This is a genomic window from Caulifigura coniformis, assembly GCF_007745175.1.
In the GTDB taxonomy this organism is placed as follows: Bacteria; Planctomycetota; Planctomycetia; order Planctomycetales; family Planctomycetaceae; genus Caulifigura; species Caulifigura coniformis.
Window position 1 is genome coordinate 2,016,143 of sequence record NZ_CP036271.1, and the last position, 21,143, is coordinate 2,037,285.

General features: G+C 63.6%; 19 protein-coding genes and 1 riboswitch. Of the genes, 13 read left to right on the forward strand and 6 right to left on the reverse strand.

Annotated features, from left to right (window positions below):
* Window positions 1–167: 167 nt before the first annotated feature.
* Genes kaiC through Pan44_RS08020 form a run of 3 tightly spaced genes read left to right on the forward strand, consistent with a single transcriptional unit; the run spans window position 168 to window position 4,350 of the window.
* Complete coding sequence (gene kaiC / locus Pan44_RS08010; RefSeq protein ID WP_145028961.1) at window positions 168–1,943, forward strand: circadian clock protein KaiC; 1,776 nt, start codon at window positions 168–170, stop codon at window positions 1,941–1,943.
* On the forward strand, window positions 1,940–2,266 hold the full coding sequence (locus Pan44_RS08015) for a circadian clock KaiB family protein (RefSeq protein WP_145028963.1): 327 nt from the start codon (window positions 1,940–1,942) through the stop codon (window positions 2,264–2,266). Before kaiC ends, Pan44_RS08015 begins: the two co-directional genes overlap by 4 nt.
* A gap of 11 nt (window positions 2,267–2,277) precedes the next feature.
* The gene (locus Pan44_RS08020) at window positions 2,278–4,350 is read left to right on the forward strand and encodes a PAS domain-containing hybrid sensor histidine kinase/response regulator (RefSeq protein WP_145028965.1); all 2,073 of its coding nucleotides are present in this window, start codon (window positions 2,278–2,280) and stop codon (window positions 4,348–4,350) included.
* Window positions 4,351–4,365: 15 nt separating this feature from the next.
* On the opposite strand, the gene Pan44_RS08025 is transcribed toward Pan44_RS08020, so the two are convergent.
* Complete coding sequence (locus Pan44_RS08025) at window positions 4,366–6,861, reverse strand: hypothetical protein (RefSeq protein WP_145028967.1); 2,496 nt, start codon at window positions 6,859–6,861, stop codon at window positions 4,366–4,368.
* A 279-nt stretch (window positions 6,862–7,140) separates the two neighbouring features.
* On the opposite strand from Pan44_RS08025, the gene Pan44_RS08030 reads away from it, so the two are divergent.
* Window positions 7,141–7,503, forward strand: a complete 363-nt coding sequence (locus Pan44_RS08030) for a DUF6384 family protein (protein ID WP_261342598.1) — start codon at window positions 7,141–7,143, stop codon at window positions 7,501–7,503.
* The gene (locus Pan44_RS08035; protein WP_145028971.1) at window positions 7,500–8,000 is read left to right on the forward strand and encodes a hypothetical protein; all 501 of its coding nucleotides are present in this window, start codon (window positions 7,500–7,502) and stop codon (window positions 7,998–8,000) included. The genes Pan44_RS08030 and Pan44_RS08035 overlap by 4 nt, the downstream gene beginning before the upstream one ends.
* Before the next feature lie 130 nt (window positions 8,001–8,130).
* Here the strand turns inward: Pan44_RS08035 and Pan44_RS08040 are convergent, their stop codons facing one another.
* The gene (locus tag Pan44_RS08040; protein WP_145028973.1) at window positions 8,131–8,613 is read right to left on the reverse strand and encodes a hypothetical protein; all 483 of its coding nucleotides are present in this window, start codon (window positions 8,611–8,613) and stop codon (window positions 8,131–8,133) included.
* Window positions 8,614–9,019: 406 nt separating this feature from the next.
* Here Pan44_RS08040 and Pan44_RS08045 point away from each other — a divergent pair, with 406 nt between their 5' ends.
* From Pan44_RS08045 to Pan44_RS08060, 4 genes are all read left to right on the forward strand, one after another.
* Window positions 9,020–9,700, forward strand: a complete 681-nt coding sequence (locus Pan44_RS08045; protein ID WP_145028975.1) for a hypothetical protein — start codon at window positions 9,020–9,022, stop codon at window positions 9,698–9,700.
* Complete coding sequence (locus Pan44_RS08050; protein WP_145028977.1) at window positions 9,697–10,554, forward strand: hypothetical protein; 858 nt, start codon at window positions 9,697–9,699, stop codon at window positions 10,552–10,554. The genes Pan44_RS08045 and Pan44_RS08050 overlap by 4 nt, the downstream gene beginning before the upstream one ends.
* Window positions 10,555–10,611: 57 nt before the next feature.
* Window positions 10,612–11,628 (forward strand): thioredoxin domain-containing protein, encoded by a 1,017-nt coding sequence (locus tag Pan44_RS08055; RefSeq protein ID WP_145028978.1) that lies wholly within the window; start codon window positions 10,612–10,614, stop codon window positions 11,626–11,628.
* A 104-nt stretch (window positions 11,629–11,732) separates the two neighbouring features.
* Window positions 11,733–11,892: riboswitch (cyclic di-AMP (ydaO/yuaA leader) on the forward strand.
* 156 nt (window positions 11,893–12,048) lie between these two features.
* Window positions 12,049–12,330, forward strand: coding sequence for a hypothetical protein (locus tag Pan44_RS08060; RefSeq protein ID WP_145028980.1), 282 nt, complete (start codon window positions 12,049–12,051; stop codon window positions 12,328–12,330).
* A gap of 57 nt (window positions 12,331–12,387) precedes the next feature.
* Here the strand turns inward: Pan44_RS08060 and Pan44_RS08065 are convergent, their stop codons facing one another.
* Entirely contained in the window at window positions 12,388–13,452 is a 1,065-nt protein-coding gene (locus Pan44_RS08065; protein ID WP_145028983.1) for a Gfo/Idh/MocA family protein, read from the reverse strand.
* Window positions 13,453–13,817: 365 nt separating this feature from the next.
* Between Pan44_RS08065 and Pan44_RS08070 the strand changes: the two genes are divergently transcribed.
* The 3 genes from Pan44_RS08070 to Pan44_RS08080 all read left to right on the forward strand — a co-directional run bounded on the left by Pan44_RS08070 (window position 13,818) and on the right by Pan44_RS08080 (window position 16,385).
* Window positions 13,818–14,447 (forward strand): 50S ribosomal protein L25, encoded by a 630-nt coding sequence (locus Pan44_RS08070; RefSeq protein WP_145028985.1) that lies wholly within the window; start codon window positions 13,818–13,820, stop codon window positions 14,445–14,447.
* Window positions 14,448–14,615: 168 nt separating this feature from the next.
* Window positions 14,616–15,602, forward strand: coding sequence for a porphobilinogen synthase (gene hemB / locus Pan44_RS08075; protein WP_145028987.1), 987 nt, complete (start codon window positions 14,616–14,618; stop codon window positions 15,600–15,602).
* 60 nt (window positions 15,603–15,662) lie between these two features.
* On the forward strand, window positions 15,663–16,385 hold the full coding sequence (locus Pan44_RS08080) for a CpaB family protein (protein ID WP_145028989.1): 723 nt from the start codon (window positions 15,663–15,665) through the stop codon (window positions 16,383–16,385).
* Window positions 16,386–16,388: 3 nt separating this feature from the next.
* Here the strand turns inward: Pan44_RS08080 and Pan44_RS08085 are convergent, their stop codons facing one another.
* Both Pan44_RS08085 and Pan44_RS08090 read right to left on the reverse strand, forming a co-directional pair.
* Window positions 16,389–17,141, reverse strand: coding sequence for a hypothetical protein (locus Pan44_RS08085; protein WP_231754253.1), 753 nt, complete (start codon window positions 17,139–17,141; stop codon window positions 16,389–16,391).
* A gap of 176 nt (window positions 17,142–17,317) precedes the next feature.
* A complete protein-coding gene (locus Pan44_RS08090) occupies window positions 17,318–18,688 on the reverse strand; it encodes a CehA/McbA family metallohydrolase domain-containing protein (RefSeq protein ID WP_145028991.1) in 1,371 nt (456 codons plus the stop codon).
* Window positions 18,689–18,915: 227 nt separating this feature from the next.
* On the opposite strand from Pan44_RS08090, the gene Pan44_RS08095 reads away from it, so the two are divergent.
* Window positions 18,916–20,397, forward strand: coding sequence for an Nramp family divalent metal transporter (locus tag Pan44_RS08095; RefSeq protein ID WP_145028993.1), 1,482 nt, complete (start codon window positions 18,916–18,918; stop codon window positions 20,395–20,397).
* A gap of 10 nt (window positions 20,398–20,407) precedes the next feature.
* Here Pan44_RS08095 and Pan44_RS08100 read toward each other — a convergent pair whose 3' ends face one another.
* A complete protein-coding gene (locus tag Pan44_RS08100) occupies window positions 20,408–21,010 on the reverse strand; it encodes a sigma-70 family RNA polymerase sigma factor (RefSeq protein ID WP_145028996.1) in 603 nt (200 codons plus the stop codon).
* Window positions 21,011–21,143 lie beyond the last annotated feature (133 nt).

A 21,143-nucleotide genomic window follows, 5' to 3' on the forward strand; every position in this document is an offset into this window, starting at 1 on the left:
GGCGTCAGCCACGATCACAATTCCCTCGGCTCCGCTGTGAATTGCCACCATTCCCCCCGCGTTCCTGGAACGGACGCAACCGGTTCGAGCCATCGAATTGCCTCGCGACCGCTGTCATCTGTGAATGTTTTCGGGCATCCGCAGGTTTCATCGCTGAGGTCGTTTGAATGTCGCAGGCAGTTTCTGCTTCCGGTTCGATCAATGGGCATGCGCCCCACTCAAAGGGGCTTGCGAAGTCTCCCACGGGTATCGCCGGACTGGATGAAATCACCGGTGGTGGCGTTCCGCAGGGGCGTACCACGCTCGTCTGCGGCAGCGCCGGCTGCGGCAAGACACTCTTCGCGATGGAGTTCCTCGTCCGCGGCGCGACGCAGTTCGGAGAGCCGGGCGTCTGCATGACGTTCGAGGAAACCGGCGACGACCTCACGAAGAACATCCGCTCGCTCGGCTTCGATCTCGATGACCTCGTCGCAGCCCGGAAGGTCATGGTCGACTTCGTCAAAGTTGAACGGAGCGAGATCGATGAAGCGGGGGAATACAACCTGGACGGGCTGTTCATCCGGCTCGGGCTGGCGATCGACGCGATCGGCGCCAAACGCGTCGTGCTGGACACTCTCGAGGCACTCTTCTCCGGCTTCAGCAATCAGTCGGTGTTGCGTTCGGAACTGCGGCGGCTGTTCGGCTGGCTGAAGGAAAAGGGGGTCACAGCTGTCATCACCGGCGAGCGCGGGGACGGCCAGCTCACGCGGCAGGGGCTCGAAGAATACGTCTCCGACTGCGTCATTCTCCTCGATCACCGGGTGAATGATCAGGTGTCGACGCGGCGTCTGCGGATCGTGAAGTACCGCGGTACCAGCCACGGCACGAACGAGTACCCATTCCTGATCGATGAAGAAGGAATCTCGGTCGTGCCGCTGTCGTCGCTCGGCATGGGAGGTCTGGCTTCGGAGGAACGGATTTCTTCCGGCATCCCGCGTCTGGACGAGATGCTCGGCGGCAAGGGCTTCTTTCGCGGCTCGAGCGTCCTGATTTCGGGAACCGCCGGCACGGGCAAGTCGAGCCTCCTGGCCTCCGCGGCGGTCGCTTCCTGCGAGCGCGGCGAGCGGGTGCTCTATTTCGCCCTGGAGGAATCCGAGCAGCAGGTCTGCCGGAACATGGCGTCGATCGGCCTGAACCTGAAGAAGTGGGTCGACAACGGCTTGCTCAAGTTCCACGCCACGCGTCCGGGCCTGCACGGGTTGGAAATGCACCTCGCCACGATGCACAAGCTCGTGCGGACGCACCAGCCGGCAATGGTCGTCGTCGACCCAATCAGCGGCCTCATCGGCGCGGGCACGCGGGGCGAAGCGGCCGCCATGCTGGTCAGGTTGATTGATTTTCTGAAAGCAAGCGAGATCACGGCGATCTGCTCGAACCTGACTTCCGGCGACGACGTGATGGAAGGAACCGATCTCGGTCTATCATCGATCGTCGACACTTGGATCCTTTTGCGCGATATCGAGCTGGCAGGAGAGCGGAACCGCGGCCTGTATGTGCTGAAATCCCGCGGCATGGCGCATTCCAACCAGATTCGTGAATTTCTCCTGACCAGCCACGGGATCGACCTTCTCGACGTGTACGTGGGGCAGGAGGGAGTATTGACGGGATCGATGAGGCTGGCCCAGGAAGCGCGAGAGAAGGCCAAGGCGGCAGTGGATCGGGAAGAAGCCGAGCGACTGGCTCGAGCGCGGCAGCGGAAAAAGCTGGCGATTGAAGCCCAGATCGCCGCCCTGCAGCTGGAACTGCAGCACACCTCGGAAGATGACCAGGTGCTGGCCGCAAACGAAGTGGCCCGTGTTCAGGGACTGGCGGACGACCGGAAAAGGATGTCGGCCAGCCGCCAGGCAGACGCGAAGCCCGCCGCACGCGTCAGGAAGTCGAGCGGAAAGGAACGCAAATCATGACTGCCATTGACGATCAAGCTGGTGAAACCATCGAGCTGGATCCAGACGTCTGGGATCTTCGGCTGTACATCGCCGGGCAGACCGAGAAGTCGGTCGCCGCGATCGAAAACCTGCGCCGGATCTGTGACGAGCACCTGCCAGGCAAGTATAAAGTGGAGGTCATTGACCTGCTGCAGAATCCGCAGTTGGCCAGCGGTGACCAGATCGTGGCGATCCCGACGCTTGTGAGAAAACTGCCGAATCCGGTGAAACGCATCATCGGCGACCTGTCGAACACCGAACGGACGCTGGTCGGCCTGCAGCTCCGTGCGCGTCAAAGCTGAGAATTGATGACATGCCGTCGCAGGACGTTGCCGGGGCCGCTTCCAATAATGAGACGGCTCGACTGCGCGCCGAGGTGGCATCGCTCAGGCTGAAGCTTGCCGAAACGACCGAGCGGCTCGAGGTCGCGGAGTCGACGGTGCACGCGATCCGTGCCGGAGAAGTCGACGCCGTCGTCGTCCAGGACCAGGACCATTCCCGCGTCTTCACGCTGGCAGCCCCCGAGAAGTTCTATCTGCAGCTGGCCCAGGAATTGGCGAACGTCGGCACCTGGGATCTCGACTTTCAGACCGGCCAGATCACGCTGTCGGCCGGGCAGAAGCAGTTTTTCGGTCTCGACGAATCCGGCCCCGCGTCCATGGACGACCTCTGGCCGCGAATCGCCGAAGAGGATCGTGAGCGAATCCAGCAGAAGTTTGAAGAAGCGCGGAACTCGGGCTCACTCCACTTCTACCAGGAGTTTCGAGTCGTTGGAGTCGACGATTCGGTCCGCTGGCTGGCGGCCAAGGGGACCGTGATCAACGGGCCGCACGGCGAGCGGGTCCGTTTGGTCGGCATCAACATCGACATCACCGAGCGAAAGGCGATTGAACAGGCGCTGTTCGAAAGCGAAAAGGCGTTCCGCGAACTGGCGGATTCGATGCCTCAGATCGTCTGGATGGCCCGGCCTGATGGAAGCGTCGAGTACTTCAACCGCCGCTGGTACGAGTTCACTGGCGAGCCCGACGCCGTCGCCTCCCGTGAACTCCGGCTGGGCGTGGTCCATCCTGACGATCGCGCGCGGGCGCAGGCCGCCTGGGACACGGCCGTTCGCACCGAAGCCCCGCTTCAGGTCGAATATCGCTTTCGTGAATCGACGACGGGCCGCTATCGCTGGCATCTCGGACGGGCGCTTCCGATCCGCGACGAGGCAGGCCGCGTCCGGCGATGGTTCGGAACGGCCACAGACATTCACGACCAGAAAATCCTCCAGGACACGCTGCGCGAGGCCGACCATCGCAAGGACCAGTTCCTCGCCATGCTCGCGCATGAGCTGCGCAATCCACTCTCGCCGCTGATGATTGCCGCGGACCTGATCGCGGCCGAGAGCTCGATCTCGCCTCACATCCGTGAGATGGCTGAGGTCATGGCGCGGCAGACGACCCAGCTCAAACGGCTGATCGACGACCTGCTGGACGTTTCCCGGATCACCACCGGCCGACTCGAGCTCCGACGCGATCGGGTCGACCTCCGAGAAGCGATCGACGCGGCCCTGGATGTCAGCCGTCCACTGATCGATTCTTCCGGACACACCCTGAACGTCTGGTATCCCCCGGAGCCGGTGTTCATCGAAGGCGACAAGGTGCGGCTGACTCAGGTGGTCGGCAACCTGCTGATCAACGCAGCCAAGTACACTCCTGCGGCCGGCCAGATCGATCTGACCGTCGTGACGGAGAACTCCCGGGTGGTGATCACCGTTGCGGACAATGGAATCGGCATTCCCAAAGCGATGCTGTCTCATGTGTTCGACCTCTTCACGCAGGTCGACAGCTCGACGACTCGGTCGCAGAGCGGCCTCGGCATCGGCCTGACGCTCGTCCGCACGCTGGTCGAGATGCATGGCGGCGAAGTCTCGGCGCAGAGCGAAGGGCATGGGTCCGGCAGCCGCTTCGTCGTGAGTCTACCCGCGATGGACGCGGCTGGAGGTCAGCTGCGGTCCGGCCCGAGCGCTGAGGGGAAGGCCACTTCCCGCCGCCGGGTCCTCATCATCGACGACAACCAGTCGGCCTCGTACCTCCTGGGCAAGCTGCTCTCCAAGCTGGAACAGGATGTCCGCGTCGAGCAATCCGCGACCCAGGCGCTGCAGTGCCTGGACGAGTTCCGCCCTGACATCGTCATCTCGGACATCGCAATGCCGGACGTCTCCGGGCACGAGTTGGCGCGGCGGATCCGAAACACGTCACTGGTGAGGCAACCGATCCTCGTCGCGCTGACCGGCTACGGCCAGGAGGACGACCGCCAGGCCAGCATGGCGGCAGGCTTCGACATGCACATCACCAAGCCAATCGATATCGCGACTCTGAAGGCGATCCTGCAGACGCATTGACGAAAGGCGGCCGCCTCAGGGAAGGCCGTTCAGCTTCCGGAGAATCCACTCCGTCGAGAGCAACGCGAGCAGAATCGCCAGCACGCCCCAGTGGTTCCAGACTGTCAGCTGCTGGTGCTCGCTCACCGACTCCGTCGAGCGGTCAAAGAGCTTCGGCAGCTCACGGACATCGCCCGCTTCGAACAATCTCCCGTTGCTCGCACGGGCGACTTCCGCCAGCCATTCCCTGTTGGCGCTGACGTCGGCCAGTTCGGGCGTCAGGCGCTCGGTAACCAGCAGCTCGGCCTGGATTGGAATGTCCCCCAGCGGAACCCCGTCCGCTTCGAGGCGGACCCGGTACTCGCCCGCTTTCAGCCGCGACACCCGGCCTTCGAAGACGATCGCGCGTCCATCGGTCGGCTTGAGTTCAATCACGGCCGCTTCTTCTTCAGCGTCGCCATTGATCCGCATGACACGGGCACGAGCCTTCAGTTCCGGATGCTTTCGCAGGAACTTCGCGTCCCAGCGGGCCCGGACCACCGTTTCCTCGTCGGGATTGATGCTCGGCCGGTCGACACCGAAGCGAACAAATTCGTTGCCAGCCGCCGATTTGAAATCCGCGGCCCAGCGCGCGAGCTGACCCCAGAATCGATGGTGGTACGCGTCACCGACGCCATATCTCCAGCGCCAGGTGCTGTCGACGCCCAGCCACACCACCTGGCCTGCCCCGACATACTGCTGGGCGAACAAGGCGTGCTCGCGATCCCAGTTCGGTCCCGGCTGTCCGCGGGGAGGCATGGCGGAAGCCCACACCGTCGCCCCCGGCTTGGCCATGCCGACGAGCCCCCAGGAATGCCCCGGCAGGTTCTCCCACACGTCGCGGTTTTCCTCGTCCGTCTGCGCCAGCCGCAGAACGTCGAAGGCCTCTCCATCGGGAGAAACATGCCAGCGGAAGCCGCGATCGCGGGGAGCGGCGATGCCGCTCGCGGGATCGACGGTGTACGGTTCGAGATCGACGACCGGCAGCAGCGACTGCACGATTTCGGAACGATGCTTCAGCGGAAAATCTCGCTGGCCGGCGGCGAGAATCAACGTCCCGCCTTCCTCCCGGACATACCGGTCGAGCCAGCGCCACACCTCGTCCGTCACCTGCTGCGGCGGAACGTCTCCCACGATCACCAGGTCGAATCTGGCGAATGGCGACTCGGCAGCCGGCCGGACGTCCTCGGGGAGTGTCAGGGCCCTCGGGAAGAATGGCTCGGGCAGCAGACCCATGTAGGGCTGGCGGAAGACGACAGCCTCCACCTTGACTCGTTCGTCGCGGTGCAGTGCCGACTCCAGATAACGGAACTCCCACCGCGGCTCGCCATCGAGGATCAGGATACTCGCCTGGTCGTCGACGATCTGCATGCTGAACTGCCGCTCGTTATTGTCGTCCCGCGTCTCGCCAGGCTGCACGACCGCCGCCAGCTTGTAGCGCCGACGACCGACTTCGTCGGCATCGAGCGTGAACTCGACATCGGTCGTCGGCCCCGTCGGCCGAAGCGTCTTGCGCTGGGGCTCCATATCGGGCTTGTCGAGTCGGGTCAGCTCCACGACGACATCCGTGTCTGCAAATCCAGCCGTGCGCAACGTCGCACGAACGACCGGTTTGTCGTTGAGAAACGCCGACGGAGGGGAATCGAGGACCGCCACGGCAAGGTCCTTCGGTTTGTGCCCTGATCCAATCAGAACAGGATAGACGGGGGTTGAGATCGCGGGAGCACTGGTAGTCTCCTGCTGAGCCCTCTGCTCCGTGCTGTTGCGTCCGTCGGTCAGCACGACGATCCCCTCCAGCTTGCCTCGGCCCGAATGGGCCGCGGCCGAAGTGATCGCCTGCACAAGGTCCGTCTCTTCGGGCTTGAGAAGCCTCGGCGGCTGCTTCAGCGTGTTGCCGAGAGTCGCTGGATCAGCATCAATCGTGTTGCCGCCGAAGACGACGAGATCGACGGCGACATTGCCTTCGAGCTGACGCAACAGCCCTTCGCGCCCGGGCCCGAGAAGTCGCTGCACCAGGTCTTTGCGGGTGAAGCCGTCCAGTTCCTTGAGCAGGCCCTCGACGTTCTGCCGGCGGGCCTCGGAGAGGAGGCGTCGCTTTTCGGCGTCGGGCTCTTCGTCGGAAGTCGCCCACTCCGGAGACTCTCCCTTGTCGTAGGCGGCGATCCATCTCTCGAGGCGCTGATCGCTGTCCGAGTTTCCGATCAGGCCGATGGCCCGGGCCCAGGCAAGCTTTTCCGCCTTCGTCGACTGCAGGTCGATCGTGTCCATGCTGACCGAACCGTCGACCGCGACCACCACCCGGCCCGATCGTTCAGCAGAGGTCATCCACGCCATCACCGGTTCGAGGAGGACGAGGAACAGGCAGGCGACGGCCGCGAGCCGCAGCGAAAGCAGGGTAACACCGAGCTTCCGCGAGATCAGCTTGCGCTCGTAGGAATGCAGCAGGACGATGAGCCCGCACGCCGCGAGGACACATACGATCAGAAATGCCATCCACCAGGGGGAATCAGCGCCTTGCCAGAAAAGTCGGCGGACGGTCATCAGGAGGACGGACGAGGGGGCCCGAAGTCGCAGTTCAGGACGAAACTCGAGGATTCACAGGGACGATTCTAGTCTTGGCTGGACCGGAACGCGCTAGTCTTCCGGCCCCGTTCCGCAGAGGGCAGGGCGGCAGTCGCCCGCGCGCGGGCGGGGCTGTGGCTTGCGGGAGCGTCTTTCCCGAAGCATAAACTCTTTGACCCCCGAGGCGGCCTGCAACGTTTGGATCGTATTGTGGACACCACCCCGACGAATCTTCCGCTTGCAGAAATGCTGCGCATCATGGACGTAGCGCGCACGCTGCGCCAGGAACGGGAGATCGCGCGTGAGCAGTTCAACCGCGAGGAAGCGCGGGCCCTGCTTCGTGAGCGGCTGAAAGCGTCGACCGAGATCACCGGCAGCCACGTCACCGAGGAAGAGATCGACGCAGCCATCGAGTCGTACTTCAACAACCTGCACACCTTTCACGATCCACCGTGGGGAGTGCAGGTGTTTCTCGCCAACCTGTATGTGAGACGAGTCCAGGTGCTAATCATCGGAATCATCACCCTCGTGCTGATCACAGGCCTGTGGCTCCTTGCAGGACGGGAATCATGATCCAGCCCGCCAACGGCGATTCCGGTGCAACGTCGGCCCAACTCCGCATGCAGACGCGCACCATACAGATCGTCGTCGCCGCATTGATCACCGGCGTCGTCACATTCGCAGGATTCCTTGCAGTTTCGGGAGAATTCCAGAAACCTCCGCGAGGCCAAACCCTCAGTTATGTCGCGGTCGCCTTTGGCGCGCTGGCGGCCGTGTTGCATGTAGTGGTCCCGGCCGCAATCGAGCGGACGTCCCTGGCCAAACAGGGCGTCGGGGCCGGACCCGAAATGTTGATGGGCACCCTTTTCACCCGCACGATTGTGGCCTGCGCCATCCTCGAAGGCGCCGCGTTCTTCTCGCTGGTCGCCTTTCAGACCGAGCACCAGCTCTGGGTGCTCGGCGTCACCGCCGTGCTGCTCCTGCTCATGATCGCGCAGTTCCCGACCGCAACTCGCATCGAGCATTGGCTGGAAACGCGAATGATGGAACAGGCGACCGACAGGCGCTGACCCCGCATTCAGGAATGCGGCCGGACCTCCCCGCACCGCGGAAGGAAAACCGTCGACGGAAATGCAAACCGGGCCGGGGATCCCAAAGATCCCCGGCCCGGTTCAGTTCAGTCGCTTCCGACGGGATTCTCTACGTGAGTTCCACCCGGCCGTCGTTGTGCCGGCGCAGGCCTGCGGCAACGCCGTCCGTCGGATTCGCCAGCACGTGCAGCTTGAGCGGTTCGCCGCAGGCGACACCTTCCAGCGTGATGCGTGAGGCATCGGGCGCCGCGTCATCCGCACCCGGCCTGGAGGTCCAGTCCATCGAGTCCACACGGTCAAACCGCCGCATCAGCCCCAGCAGGTTGAGTTCGAAACCCGTGGGCTGCACTTTTCCGTCCAGCGCCCCGCCGACGATTTCACTCGCCCCCAGGAAGAGCGACGCCTCCCACCCCTGCTCCGTGAGCCGGCATTCGTAACCGGCCCGCGCGGTGTCGCTGGTGGGATTGAAGTCGTCGGCCGCTTCGCACAGGAGTTCTTTAAGCCACTCCGGCACATTCAGTCGGCGAGCGGGTCGGCCCTTGATCTCCAGCTCGCGGATGAGGTGCCGGACCGCCAGATGTGATTGAAACAACGGAACAACTCCCAGCGATGAATGGCCCCCTGAAACCCGCTGCTCCGTTGGCGGCTCGGGGCGACTGTTAACGTCCGTCCGGAACGTCCTGATCTGTCATACGTGCTTGATGGCGTCCGTCACATCAACCCGGCCTGCTTCGGCCGGCCCACGATCGGGACGCCCCATTTCATCGGGAGGACGACCGCCAAAACGGTGATCGATTTCCCCGGGTCGTGGGCGCGCCTGCGAAGTTTCGCCAACGCGCAGATCTTGCCACTCGTGCGGGGGCCCGGCGGTCGCGGCGTTCCACTGGTAACAGTTGTTCCGCCAGCGCTGCCCAGAAGCGCGCAACCCTGAACGTAATACGAACGAACCGTATCAACGAACCACAGGGACGGAGGGGCTCATGGGCAGGATGGGGGAAATGTCGAATTCCAGACGGTTTGCGCTCAACGGCGCGGATCTCAGGAAACTGGGGACGGGTTTGATGATTGCGCTCGTCGGTGCAGTCGCAACGTTCCTGTCGGAGGTGGCCACGTCGCTCGATTTCGGCATCTGGTCGCCGTTCGTGTCGATGGGGCTCAGCGTGCTGGTCAACGCGATCCGCAAGTGGATCACTGACAACTCGCCTCCCCCCGCCGCCAGCGCTGCGGCGTCACGACGGAAGCGACCGCGAAAATCCGCCGGCTGGACCATCGGGTCGGTCATTCTTGTCCTGACAGTGCTGACCGTCGGACTGATCAGCCTGGTCGCCCTCGTGGGATCGTTCGACGGCGAGCCCGATCAGACGACGCCGGACAACGTTCCGGCCGCCGATCTCGATGCCGTGACGCGGACATTCGTGCTGCAGCGGCAGTTATTCGCACGCGTCTGCCTGGAAGCGGCGAAGCGGGAGCGGGCCGGGCTGATCTCAAGCGAAGAGGAAGAGAACGCGTGGTGCGAACCGCGCTGGGCGGCGGCACGCTCGGAGGCCTTCGGCACGCTCGCCGAATCGCGCGATCGCCAACTGCGTGACGGATGGACGCCCGCCGCGTCGGCCGCCGGACTCGAGGCCTGGGCCGTCGCTGCCGATCCTTCGCTTGCCGCGGAGGTGACTGGCCGATGAGCACTCTCAAACACGGCTATCGCCCGGATCTGGAAGACGTGTCCCACCTCGTGGCCACTTCAAGGCCGAGGGACTGGACGCAGCTTTACTCGGCGTCATGCGACCGGCCGCTCGATGAGAAGATCCGCGAGGCGATCAAGTCGCGGATCGTCGTCGAGGGGCAGGGGCGCACCAATTCCTGTGGAGGACACGCTGGCTCGACGATCGTCGAGTTCAACCGCTGGCTGGAATGCGGCCAGCTCGACCAGCGTTCGCGCTGGGCCGCCTACATCTGGGGGCAGGAGGAATGTGGTATCGATACGGACAGCGGCGTACAGATCGACGGCCTTTGCCGGGCCCTGAGTTCAAAGGGGCTTTGCGAAGACCGCCTCTGGAAGTTCACCGGCTCCTACCATCGCACGCCGGCCGGCGGGGCCGAGGCGCTGAGGCTCTGTCTCGAGAATGCGGCCGAGTGCCGATTGTCGAGCTGGGAGGTGCTGCGCGGCGGATATGCGGGCGTCGCGCAGTGGCTGCAAACGGGGCAGGGGGGAATCGTCGCCGCGGTTCCGTGGTACTCCAACTGGTACAGCGGCGTCAGTGAACTGCTTCCGACGCCCAATGGGGCTCCAGCGGGCTATCACGCCTATCCCCTGTTGTGGCTCACGGGCCGGATGCAGGGGGCGCGCTACTACGTCGAAGGTCCCAACAGCTGGACCACGTCGTGGGGCCGCGGGGGATGGACCGAGTGGTCCCCTTCTCTGATCGACTGGCTGTCCCGGCAGCCAGGCACACTGTTCGTCGGTCTGTCGGATCTGGATGGGGCCTCGACGAAGCCACGAGAGATCAATCGGCGGCGGTCCTGGTTCGCGACGTGACGGAATCACTCCGCGCCGTTGCGGGGATAGAGCGTTCGACTCTTGGAAGGAAGCATCATGAAACTGTTCGTCTGCATTGGACTCTGCCTGGCGGCGTGCATGGGATGCGACGGCGATCAGCGCAGTCGCATCTTTGAGCGCGATCCGATCCTCGATGCGCCGCCGATTCCTGACGAAGTCCTGGAGCGCGTGCTCGCCGATCCAGAAGCGGTGCCGCGACGCGAGTCGACGGGCACAACGATTGAGCAGGCCATCGGAACGCTCGGCGAGAGACTCGGGATCGCTCTCTCAGAGGCCGCGACAGAGGCGCCGGCAGCCGAAGCATCTCGGGATCAGGTGAGGGTGGTGCTGGTCACGGCCGACTGGTGCACCTGGTGCAAGCCGGCGAAGGACAAAGCGATCCCCTGGCTGACATCGATGGGGTACAAGGTCGAGATTGTCGACGTGACGCGGCAAGCTCCGGACGGTCTCTCCTTTGTGATGCCCCGTTCGCTGCCGGCCTGGGTGTTCTTTCGAAACGGACGCGAGGTCTACCGACAGGAGGGAGGCTCCCTCCCCGAGCACCTGGCCGCGGCGGTCAAAAAAGTTCCACCAGTCGTCAGCCCCCCAGCGGTCAGCGCCTGGTTCGGCCCGACGCTCCGAGTCGCCGACGCCCTGCCGCTCGTGGCCGGGGTGTCGCTGAAGCTCGGCAGCGCGGCCACGGTCTCCGTGCCGGCCAACCTGAAATGGACCGTCTCGCAGAAGCCCGGATCCGTGGTGTTGTCGTTCGATCCAGCCCCGCAGGTCACCGTTCACAAGGTCCTGAACTGGCGGGTGCGTCTGGAGGGAATCGAGATCACGCCGACGTCAGTCTCGCTGCAGATCGACAACCTGCCCGATGTCACGGTGAAGTTGGACTGGAGCTTCCCGACGCGCAGTTCTGGAACGGACATCGACGCGGCCGATGACCTGCATCGCGCTGCGGCGCCGCTCCGTCCCCGGCCCGACCGGCCAGTCCTGAGATTCATCGGTCGTTCCGTACTGTTTGCGTACCGGGTCTGCACCGTCGCGTCGTTCCTGCTGGTCGTCGTTTAGCGAGGGAATTTCATTGGACGTGAATCTCGATCGGACAACAGGTTGCGATCATTCCCGGAGACGCCTGAGATTTTCAATGAACCGAATCTCAGACTCCGTCGTCTTCTTGTGTGCAGCCTAATCCCGGGCGGACTGTCCGGGAGCGGGGGACCCACGTTGGAAGCGGCCAGCCGCTTCTCGGGGCGAAGGCCTCATTAGACAGGTCAGAGCACTTTCAAGCTCCAGCCCGACAGCTCACCCCGTCGGCGGCCGGACGATGGTCGTCCGGCCATTTGAAAGGGCCCTCGCGCGCCGTGCGCATCGCCCGAAAGCGTTGACGACGGGCGCTGCAGACGCGACGCGGCTGCGACAGCCGTTCCGAGGATGAATCGAACTCATGCCGCGGACCCGGCTGCTCAGGCGCCCCGAAGGGGTGCTGCCATGCTGTTAGTTCTCTCGATGTGTGGATATCCGATTGATGGTCTGACGCAGAGTACGGTGCTGGCGATCAACGAAGTGGCCAAGGCCAATCAGTCTGTCGCCCAGGGGTATCTGGCCGTTGGCCTTTCTGTGGCTTTGCTGGTGTGGATCTGTGCGATCTGTATTCACCGCCTCAGCCGGGCAACCGCCGACAGGGACCGGTTCGATGTGGCAGCGTCCGGACGCATTCGCTCGCGTTCGGCAGAGTGTTTTCTCGCGGCAGTCAATTCGGGTGGGCGCTGACTGCTGCGACCAGGCCACCCGGCGAATGGGATTCGCCGGGTGGCTATCTTGCGCGTCTCACGCGGCTGGGACGCCGCTTGCTCTGAGGACCGATTCCTGTACCAGCAGGTCGTGCTCGGGGGTCCATTCCGGGGCCAGCTCCCCCCCGATGATCTTCGCCAGAGCGCGGAACTCTTCGTCGTAGCGACCGCCAGGCTTCGGCAACGTCACGTCCTGCCAGCCCCGCTTGTATCCGTCCCGTGGCGTCAACAGCGCAAGACGCAAGGCAGGGGGTTCGAGCGGCGCGATGGCAATCGTCCCCTCTTCACCACAGACAGTGAAGTGTCGCCGCTCGCCGCCAAAGGGCTCGAGCATCGAACTGCGGATCGTGGCCGTCGCCCCCGGATACTCGAAAACGGCCAGCTGATTGTCGGCCAGCGAGTCGCGTTCAGGATGCGTGGTGCGGCTAAATGGAGCAATGCGGTCCGGCCGGCCCATCACGGTTGTCAGCGAGTCGATGAGATGGCATCCGAGTTCGAACATCGATCCGCCAGGATATTCGGCGAGCCCTCTGCGCTCCGCAGGCCCGATCTGCTTGCTCATCACAGCGTGAACTTCGAACACCTGCCCAAGCCAGCCTTCGCGAACCGCCTGATAGAGAAACCGGAAGGCGGGGTTGTAGCGGAACATGTAGCCCATCTGGACGACGACCTTCTTCATCCGGGCCGCATCGAGAAGCGCCCTGAACTGGGCTAGGGATTCGCCAGCCGGCTTATCGAGGTGAACATGCAGTCCCGCGTCGACGCACCGCCGGGCCGTGGGGACGAGGTTGCGGACCTCCGTTTCAATGGCAACCGCCTTGAGTCCAGGCGTGGCGAGAAGTTCCGCTTCCTCAAGCCAGCGCACTCCCACATAGGCCTTTTCGCGTTCGGCCCGGGCCCGGCGTTCCCTGTCCGGCTCGACGATGCCAACGACCTCGAACTGGTCGGACAGCTTGCGCATCGTGGAAAACTTGCCCGAGGCGTGTCCGTGGCCCGTCCCGATCTGGCCGACCTTGATCCGGGGCGGGGACGGCTCGTCCGCGAAAGCCAGCGGAGCCCATGCGGCCAGGGCGGATGCAGCGAGAAAGTCGCGACGAAGCATAACAATCCTTCTCAAGGTGCGGATCAGGGCCCACTATCGTCTCCCGTCGCGACAGGTTCCGTCAAATCTCACGAACGAGGACGCCCCACAATCGCCCAACACAGCTCACTGCAACATCTGTCTCCACAGACAGTTAAAGCCACAAAACCACATCGTTTCCAGTGGCGATTCCGGTCGGCAGGCCGTTCCGCAGTGGCCGTGCGTTGCCATTTCCCGGGCTCTGTGATATTTCTTGCGGTTTCGACCTCGGCGAGAGTGCCCAGGTCTCTGATGCCGAGTGGCGAAGAGGGTGTTTCTTCGTCCGGCATGCCCGGCAGCCATCAGGCTGCCGGTTCAATCTGCGAATCATCGAAGCGTGTTTTGTCATGTCGACCGCCACGAAGGTTTCCGCCCAGAAGCGTGAAAAGTCAGGCTCCGCTCACTGCAACCGGTTGCGGCTGCAGGGGATCGTTCCGGCCAACGTCTATGGCCACGGTCAGGAGCCGGTGAAAATCTCCGTCTCGGCTGACACCGCCCGTCCGCTGATCCTGAGCGGCCACAAGGTCGTTGATCTCGAGATCGACGGCGCCACGGAGAAGGCACTGGTTCGCGACGTCCAGTGGGACACCTTCAGCAAGCACCTGATCCACATCGATTTCCTGCGGATCGACGCGGAACAGCGCATCCTCGTCGATGTTCCGATTCACCTGAAGGGCACTGCTCCCGGCACGCTGACCGGCGGCATCCTCGAGCAGCCGCTGCACTCTCTGCACTGCGAGTGCCTCGCCATCGAAGTGCCGGACGAAATCGCGGTTCGGCTGGCCACGCTCGAAGTGGGTCAGTCCATCCACGTCCGCGATCTCACTGATCTGCCGGCTTCGCTGAAGGTGAAGAACGCGGCCGACTCGGTCATCGTTCACTGCGTCATGCCGCAGCAGGAAGAAGCTGCCCCGGCTTCCGCTGCGATCGAGCCGGAAGTCGTCGGCAAGAAGACGGACGACGCGGCGGGGAAGTAATTTCCGCCCGGTTCCCCTCGAACTGATTCAAGCACCCCGCTGGCATCGCCAGCGGGGTGCTTTTTTGTGTCGGCAGCGTGCTTTGGATACGGCCGGATGCCTCGAAAGCGGTATGATCTGCTCGCCCCCTGATGCCCATCCGATGCGGACTCGAATTCCAGGCCATTGATGTTTCCCCAGACGCGACTTCGCCGCCTTCGCATGCATCCGCGTCTGCGGGATCTCGTCCGTGAGACCCGGCTGGCGCCGTCCGACTTCATCCTGCCGCTCTTCGTGCGAACAGGATCCAATCAGCGGATCCCCATCCGCTCGATGCCCGGGCAGTTCCAGCTCTCCGTCGACCAGCTTCCGGCCGAGATCCAGGAAATCGAATCGCTGGGAATCCCGGCCATCATCCTGTTCGGGATTCCCGACCATAAGGACGCCCGAGGAACGGGCGCCTACTCCGACGACGGGATTGTTCAGCAGGCACTGAGGACGATCAAAGAGACTGGATCGCAGACGCTGCTGATGGCGGATGTCTGCCTGTGTGAGTTTACGGATCACGGCCACTGCGGCGTCATCAACGAGTCGGCCGGCAGGCCTGATGTCGACAACGACGCCACGCTGCCGCTGCTTGTGAAGGAAGCCGTCAGCGTCGCACGGGCTGGAGCCGATCTGATCGCCCCCAGCGGCATGATGGACGGCATGATCCAGGCGCTTCGCAGCGGTCTGGACGAGGCACAGCTCACGCACGTGCCGATCATGAGCTACGCCGCGAAGTACGCTTCCGGCTTCTATGGTCCGTTCCGCGAAGCAGCCGAGAGCGCCCCGCAGTTTGGCGATCGACGGTCGTACCAGATGGACCCGGCCAACGGCGCCGAGGCACTCCGCGAAGTCGCACTGGATGTCGCGGAGGGGGCCGACATGCTGATGGTGAAACCGGCTCTCAGCTATCTCGACGTGATCCGACGCGTGAAAGACGCCCATCCGGAGGTCCCCCTCGCGGCCTACAACGTGAGCGGCGAGTATGCGATGTTGAAAGCAGCCGCCGCAAACGGCTGGATTGACGAACAGCGGGTGACGCTGGAGATCCTGACCAGCATCCGCCGGGCGGGGGCCGACATGATCCTGACGTATCACGCCAAAGAAGCGTGCCGCTGGCTGAACGGGTGAAGCGGGACAAGTCTGGCGACTGAGGCCACAACCGGCATCCAGACCATAGGGAGAGACTTCTTGCGAGGCCTGACCGGACTACTGATCGCCGCGGGGCTCGGCCTGGCCGGGGCGCTCTGCAACTGGATGTATCTCGAAAGCCTGGCGACCAGTGAAGTGCGACTGGGCTTCATCGGCGTGAAGCCCGATGTGCGGCTCAACGTGGGAGACATCTTCAAAGCCGACCACTTCGAACCGGTCGAGATTCCACGCAGCCGCGTCGGAAACCTGCAGGACGCCGCTCCACTCTGGTCCGCCCGTGAAGCCGTCATCGGCCTCCGTGCGAACAAGCCGTATGCCGGCGGGGAGATCGTCCTGCGGCAGGACCTCGCGACGCCCACGCAGCAGGACCTGGCCTCCATGCTGGCCGAGGACGAAATCGCGCGGTGGGTCCCCATCGATCCCCGCGCCGTCATTCCTGAGCAGATCAACCCCGGCGATCTCGTCTCGTTCGAGACTCCGCAACCGATTGCCGTGCCGGCGTCGCCGATGGGAGAAACGCCGTCGCCAGCCGCCCGGGAAGTGATCGGACCGTTCCGGGTCCTCGCCGTTGGTGCGCGGCGGGAACGTCCCAATATCCAGCAGGCCCGTGGCCGAAGCAGCGGCCCCGAGAACACGATCACCATCGCGGTCCGAATGCCCGATGGAAAGATGGAACAGCGGGCCGTAAAGCTGTTTGATGCCGTTCGTGCCGCGGGTTCGCAGGGGGTTTATGTCCTGCTGCACTCGGCGAAGGAGAGCTGAGAACTACTTCCCGGCCGGGGCCGCGTTCCAAACCTTCAGGTCGTCGAAGCTGCCGCTCGTCCCAGCCACGCCCAGCTCGATCTTCGACTTTGTGGGATGGGCGATTCCGGACGACTTCAGATAACCGGCCGGCTTGCCGTCAATCGTCACGCGCATTTCGTCGCCGACGGTCTCCACGACCAGCGTGTACCACTTCCCGGGTTCGAGCCTGGCCGGGAACGTGGCGCTGCGTCCGACGAGCAGCTTCTTCACTTCTTCCTTCTTTGCGGGATCCTTCTTCATCTCGTAGATATCGTTCCGCATGTTGCCGTCCCGCTCGTCGATCAGGGTGACGCCGTTCAGGCGCACCTGTGCGCGGCAGAGGTGGCCGTAGTGCGCGTCTTTGTACTGGCGATCGTCGAACTCGACGTCAATCATCGTCGCGCCATCGAACCTGATCTTCGCTTCGACGACACTGTCGCGCGTCGGAATCTCAAGGCCATGCACGGCCGCGTGCGCCTTGATAACCCGCTTGCCATCGGCCGATGTTTCGTCCTTGGCCCGCGTCTGAGTTCCTTTCAGAACGCCCCCTTCAAACTCAAACGTCGGCACCACGCGATGCCAGGGCTTCGCCGGTTGCGACGCCTCGAAGTCGTCCTCAAACAGAAGTTCCTTCTTCCGGGCGATCGACTCGGTCGGGACGGTCGAAACGTCGGCAGCCAGTCCAGTGGCGCACAGGGACGTCAAGAAAGTGAACTTGAGGGCTTGAGAGAGCACAGTCGACCTCGACGAATGTTACAGGATCGCATCAGCAGACATGGTATCCGCGGAAGGGACTGACTGGCTGCGCCGGGAGACGTCCGGTTTCTTGAAAGCGATCGTGCCGATCGCCACGAATGCCGGCGCTGCGAACTCAGGAAGGAACCTGGGGGCTCGCTTTCGACGACAGGTTCTTAATCGTTCTGCGGCGGACAGGCGGGGCCGAGCACGGGCTGGACCCACGCCTGCTGAAAATCGCCAACCTCGGAGGGGTTGGGATGCAGGGCGCTCGACGTGATGGTGGCGCGGACGTAGATCTCGTCTCCTTTGAAGTCGTAGCGGGCCGAGTTCCCTTCGACCTTCGCGAGCGAAGTCCCGATTTCGTCGCTGTAGCGGTGGGTGGTGTTCAACGGCTTGCCATCCTTGCCCATCACGGGCGTCCCGACAGGGTTGTACCCCTTCCGCGTGCCGATGAACTCGATCGTGTAGGTCTCGCCGGCCACAGGGTCGATCTCGATCGACAGGCCCCGATCGGAGCTTTCCACCTTCTTCAGCGACACGCCGCTCGAGGCGTAGAACTGCCCGGCCTCGAGCGCGAGAATCAGCGACGTCGCCGTCAACTTCGGCGCGAGCACCATCACCCACCCACGGCCCGGCTCGCTCTTGCGGCTGGGGATGTTGTGGTAGTCGTGGCCATCATCCACGGCGAGGCCGTACATCACGGGCAAGCGGAGTTCGGCCAGCCGCTTGGTGAGAACGATGTCCCAGATCTTCTCGGTCGACGCGCGTTCCGCGTTCCCCTTGTTGTTCACGCCGGGATGGCCGTTGTAGACCTCGAAGAACCGCTCACCGATGATGCGCATCAGGTCTTCCGCCCGCACCGCCCAGCCGAAGTTCGGATGGTTCAGGTGGACCATCATCACCTGGCCAGTCCGCTCGCGCTGTTTATTCACCGAGTCGACGTTGTTCTGGATCACTTCGGCCACGCTGCTTCCGCCAGCCGGCGCGAGTTTTTCATAGATATTGCCGGCGTTGATATGGAGCGGGAGCTTGCCGTAGTCGGGGCTGGCGAAAAAGTCGCTGAGTTCTTCCCCCTGAATCAGCAGGAACTCCCGCTCGACGTTCAACTTCGCGGAGACTTCGTCGAACCGCCTGAGTCGCACCTGTTCCTTGCCATCTTCGGTTCGCGTTTCGACCCAGTCGGGGAACTTCGCTTTCAGCTTGTCGAAGGCCACGCGGCCCCCTTTGGTCTTGTCGATCTCGACCCAGCGGTCGACGTTCGCGAGCACGTTGTGGTCGGTGAACGTCAGGAAGTTGTAGCCGCGGTCGCGATACCAGAGGGCGATCGTTTCGAGGTAATCGTTGCCATCGCTCCAATGGGAGTGAGTGTGAACGTTCCCTTTGAACCAGCGCAGTTCGGTATCCGATTCCAGCGTCGCTGCCGGTTGGCGCTGGGCGGGGATCACCGACTTCAGCCCGAGAACGAGCGTCGCCAGGACGACAGGGACGACAAGGACGGCCTTGAGACCGGAAGGAGACGAAGCCTGTGCGGGTTGGCTGGACATGCAGAGCCTCACGGAGCATGGTCGGAGATTCCGCCTGAGTACCCGGAAATGGCCCGGGCGTCCACCGTCGGCGATCACAGGTCGGGCTGGACGAACGGAACCTCCCGGTTCCGATGAACCGCAAACAGACAGGCTTGTGACCGATCGGACGGCTTGCATTCCGGACGGTCTGTCCGCACTCTGCACGGTTCACACTGATCGACCTCCTGCCGTGAGAAGCGCCCTCCATGGCCAGTTCCGTCGCCAGCTCGGATCGCGTTGCGTTCGATCCTTATGCGCTTCCTCCGGAAGCGATCGAGGATCCGCCGGCGTCGACGTGGGCCGCCCTTCGCAAAATTGGTCCCGGCATCATCCTCGCCGGAACGATTGTCGGCTCCGGGGAATTGATCCTGACGACGAGCCTGGGCGCGAAGAACGGGTTCATTTTCCTGTGGCTGATCCTGTTCAGCTGTGTCGTGAAGGTGTTCGTTCAGATCGAACTGGGCCGCTGCGCGATTTCGACCGGCAAGCCGACGCTGGGGCTGCTGAATGACCTGCCGGGCCGGACCCGTTCGGGCCACCCGCTCGTGTGGTGGTGGTTCCTGATGATGCTCTGCACGGTGTTCCAGCTGGGAGCGATGACTGGCGGAACGGCCCAGGCGCTGAACCTCGCATTTCCAGCAGTCGCCCACGACATCGCGGACCGGCTGGCGGCGACGGCCCCCGACCTGGCGCAGGAAATCAAGGCTCACCCCGAGATCCCGTGGACCTTCCCGATCTGCCTGCTGACGATCGCGCTCATCTATCGCGGGTCGTACCGGCGCATCGAATGGCTGACGACGTTCATCGTCGTCTCGGTGACGCTGGCAACCGTCACGGCCGCGGTCGCCCTCGGGTGGACGAAGTATCCGGTCGATCCCCACCAGCTGGCCGACGGCCTGAAGTTCCGCCTTCCAGGCGAGGATTCCAGGGCGGCCGTCGCGGCGGCCTTCGCCGTTTTCGGCATCACCGGCGTCGGCGCAACGGAACTCTTCTATTACCCCTACTGGTGCCTCGAGAAGGGCTATGCCCGGTCGACGGGGCGATCCGACGGAAGCGACGCCTGGGCCGCGCGTGCCAAAGGCTGGATCCGCGTCATGCATCTCGACGCCTGGGTCAGCATGGTCGTGTTCACGATTTCGACGGTGTCGTTCTACGTGATGGGGGCAGCGGTCCTGCATCCACAGGGTCTCGATCCCAGGAAGGAAGATCTGATCGCGACGCTGGCGGAGATGTTCGTCGGACCATTCGGAATGTGGACGCGCACGTTGTTCCTCGTCGGGGCCGGCGCCGTTCTGTTCAAGACCCTCTACCTCTCGTGCGCCGCAAACAGCCGGCTGACGACCGACTGCTTCGACCTGTGCGGCCTTGTGAATGTCGACACGGCGGAGGATCGCGCCCGCTGGATCCGACGGCTGTCGATCGTCTTCCCGATTCTGGCGCTGCTTCTCTATCTGAGCATCAGTGATCCGAAGTTCATGGTCACGATCGGCGGTATTGCGCAGGGGGCCACCCTGCCGATGATCTGCCTGGCCGCGTGGTATTTCCGATTCAAGCTGATCGACAGGCGGCTGACGCCCTGGCCGACGACCGATCTCATGCTGGCGATCGCGGTGCTGTCGGTATTCGTCGTCGCGGCCTACGCCGTGCCGATGCAGCTGACCGACCTGTGGAAATTCCTGGCGGGGTGACGGAGTGCCGTCAGCCGGCGTCGGTCAGTTTTTCCTGAAGCTTCTGGACGGACCGCGTGAGGAGCACGCGGATCGCGCCGTCGGTTTTCCCGAGGCGTTCGGCAATCTCTTTCGTCTGCAGGCCGTCAACATATCTGAGGCGCAGGACTTCGCGAGTTTCCTCAGGGAGTTCCTGCAGGGCGACCTGCAACTGGAATTCTTTCTGATTGCGGGACAGCGCCTGGCTGGCGGTGGTCATGCTGACGGCCAGCAGGTCGGCGAACTTTCCACCGTCGTCGGCGCGATCGGCGTCGATCGACATCTCGCGTTCTCCCGCCCGCTTCTGCGACTGGAAGAATCGTCGGTGGGCGTCAATGAGGCGATGCTCGGCGATCTGGCATAGCCAGCCGAACGGCTCACGCTGGAGCTGCTCGAATTCGGCGACGCGGCGGACGGCATCAATCGTCGCTTCCTGCAGGATGTCTTCGGCTTCCACCTTCTGTTTCAGGCGCGATCCGAGCTGCCGGTTGATGTAGGCAAGCAGTTGTGGCTGCTTCTCTTTCAGGAGCTCGACGAGCCTCTGTTCGGCGGGAGAGGGGACAGGTTGAGCGCCGTCCGTCGACGAATCCGACATCGCAAGACCTTCCCACAAGGCAACCCGCAGTGGACGACCTTCCGCACGACAGCCAGCTTAGAGGAACGCGGCACAAACGGCGATTGCCGGGAGTTTTATGAAACGGGATGATGGAACGGGAATTCCCCCGGAG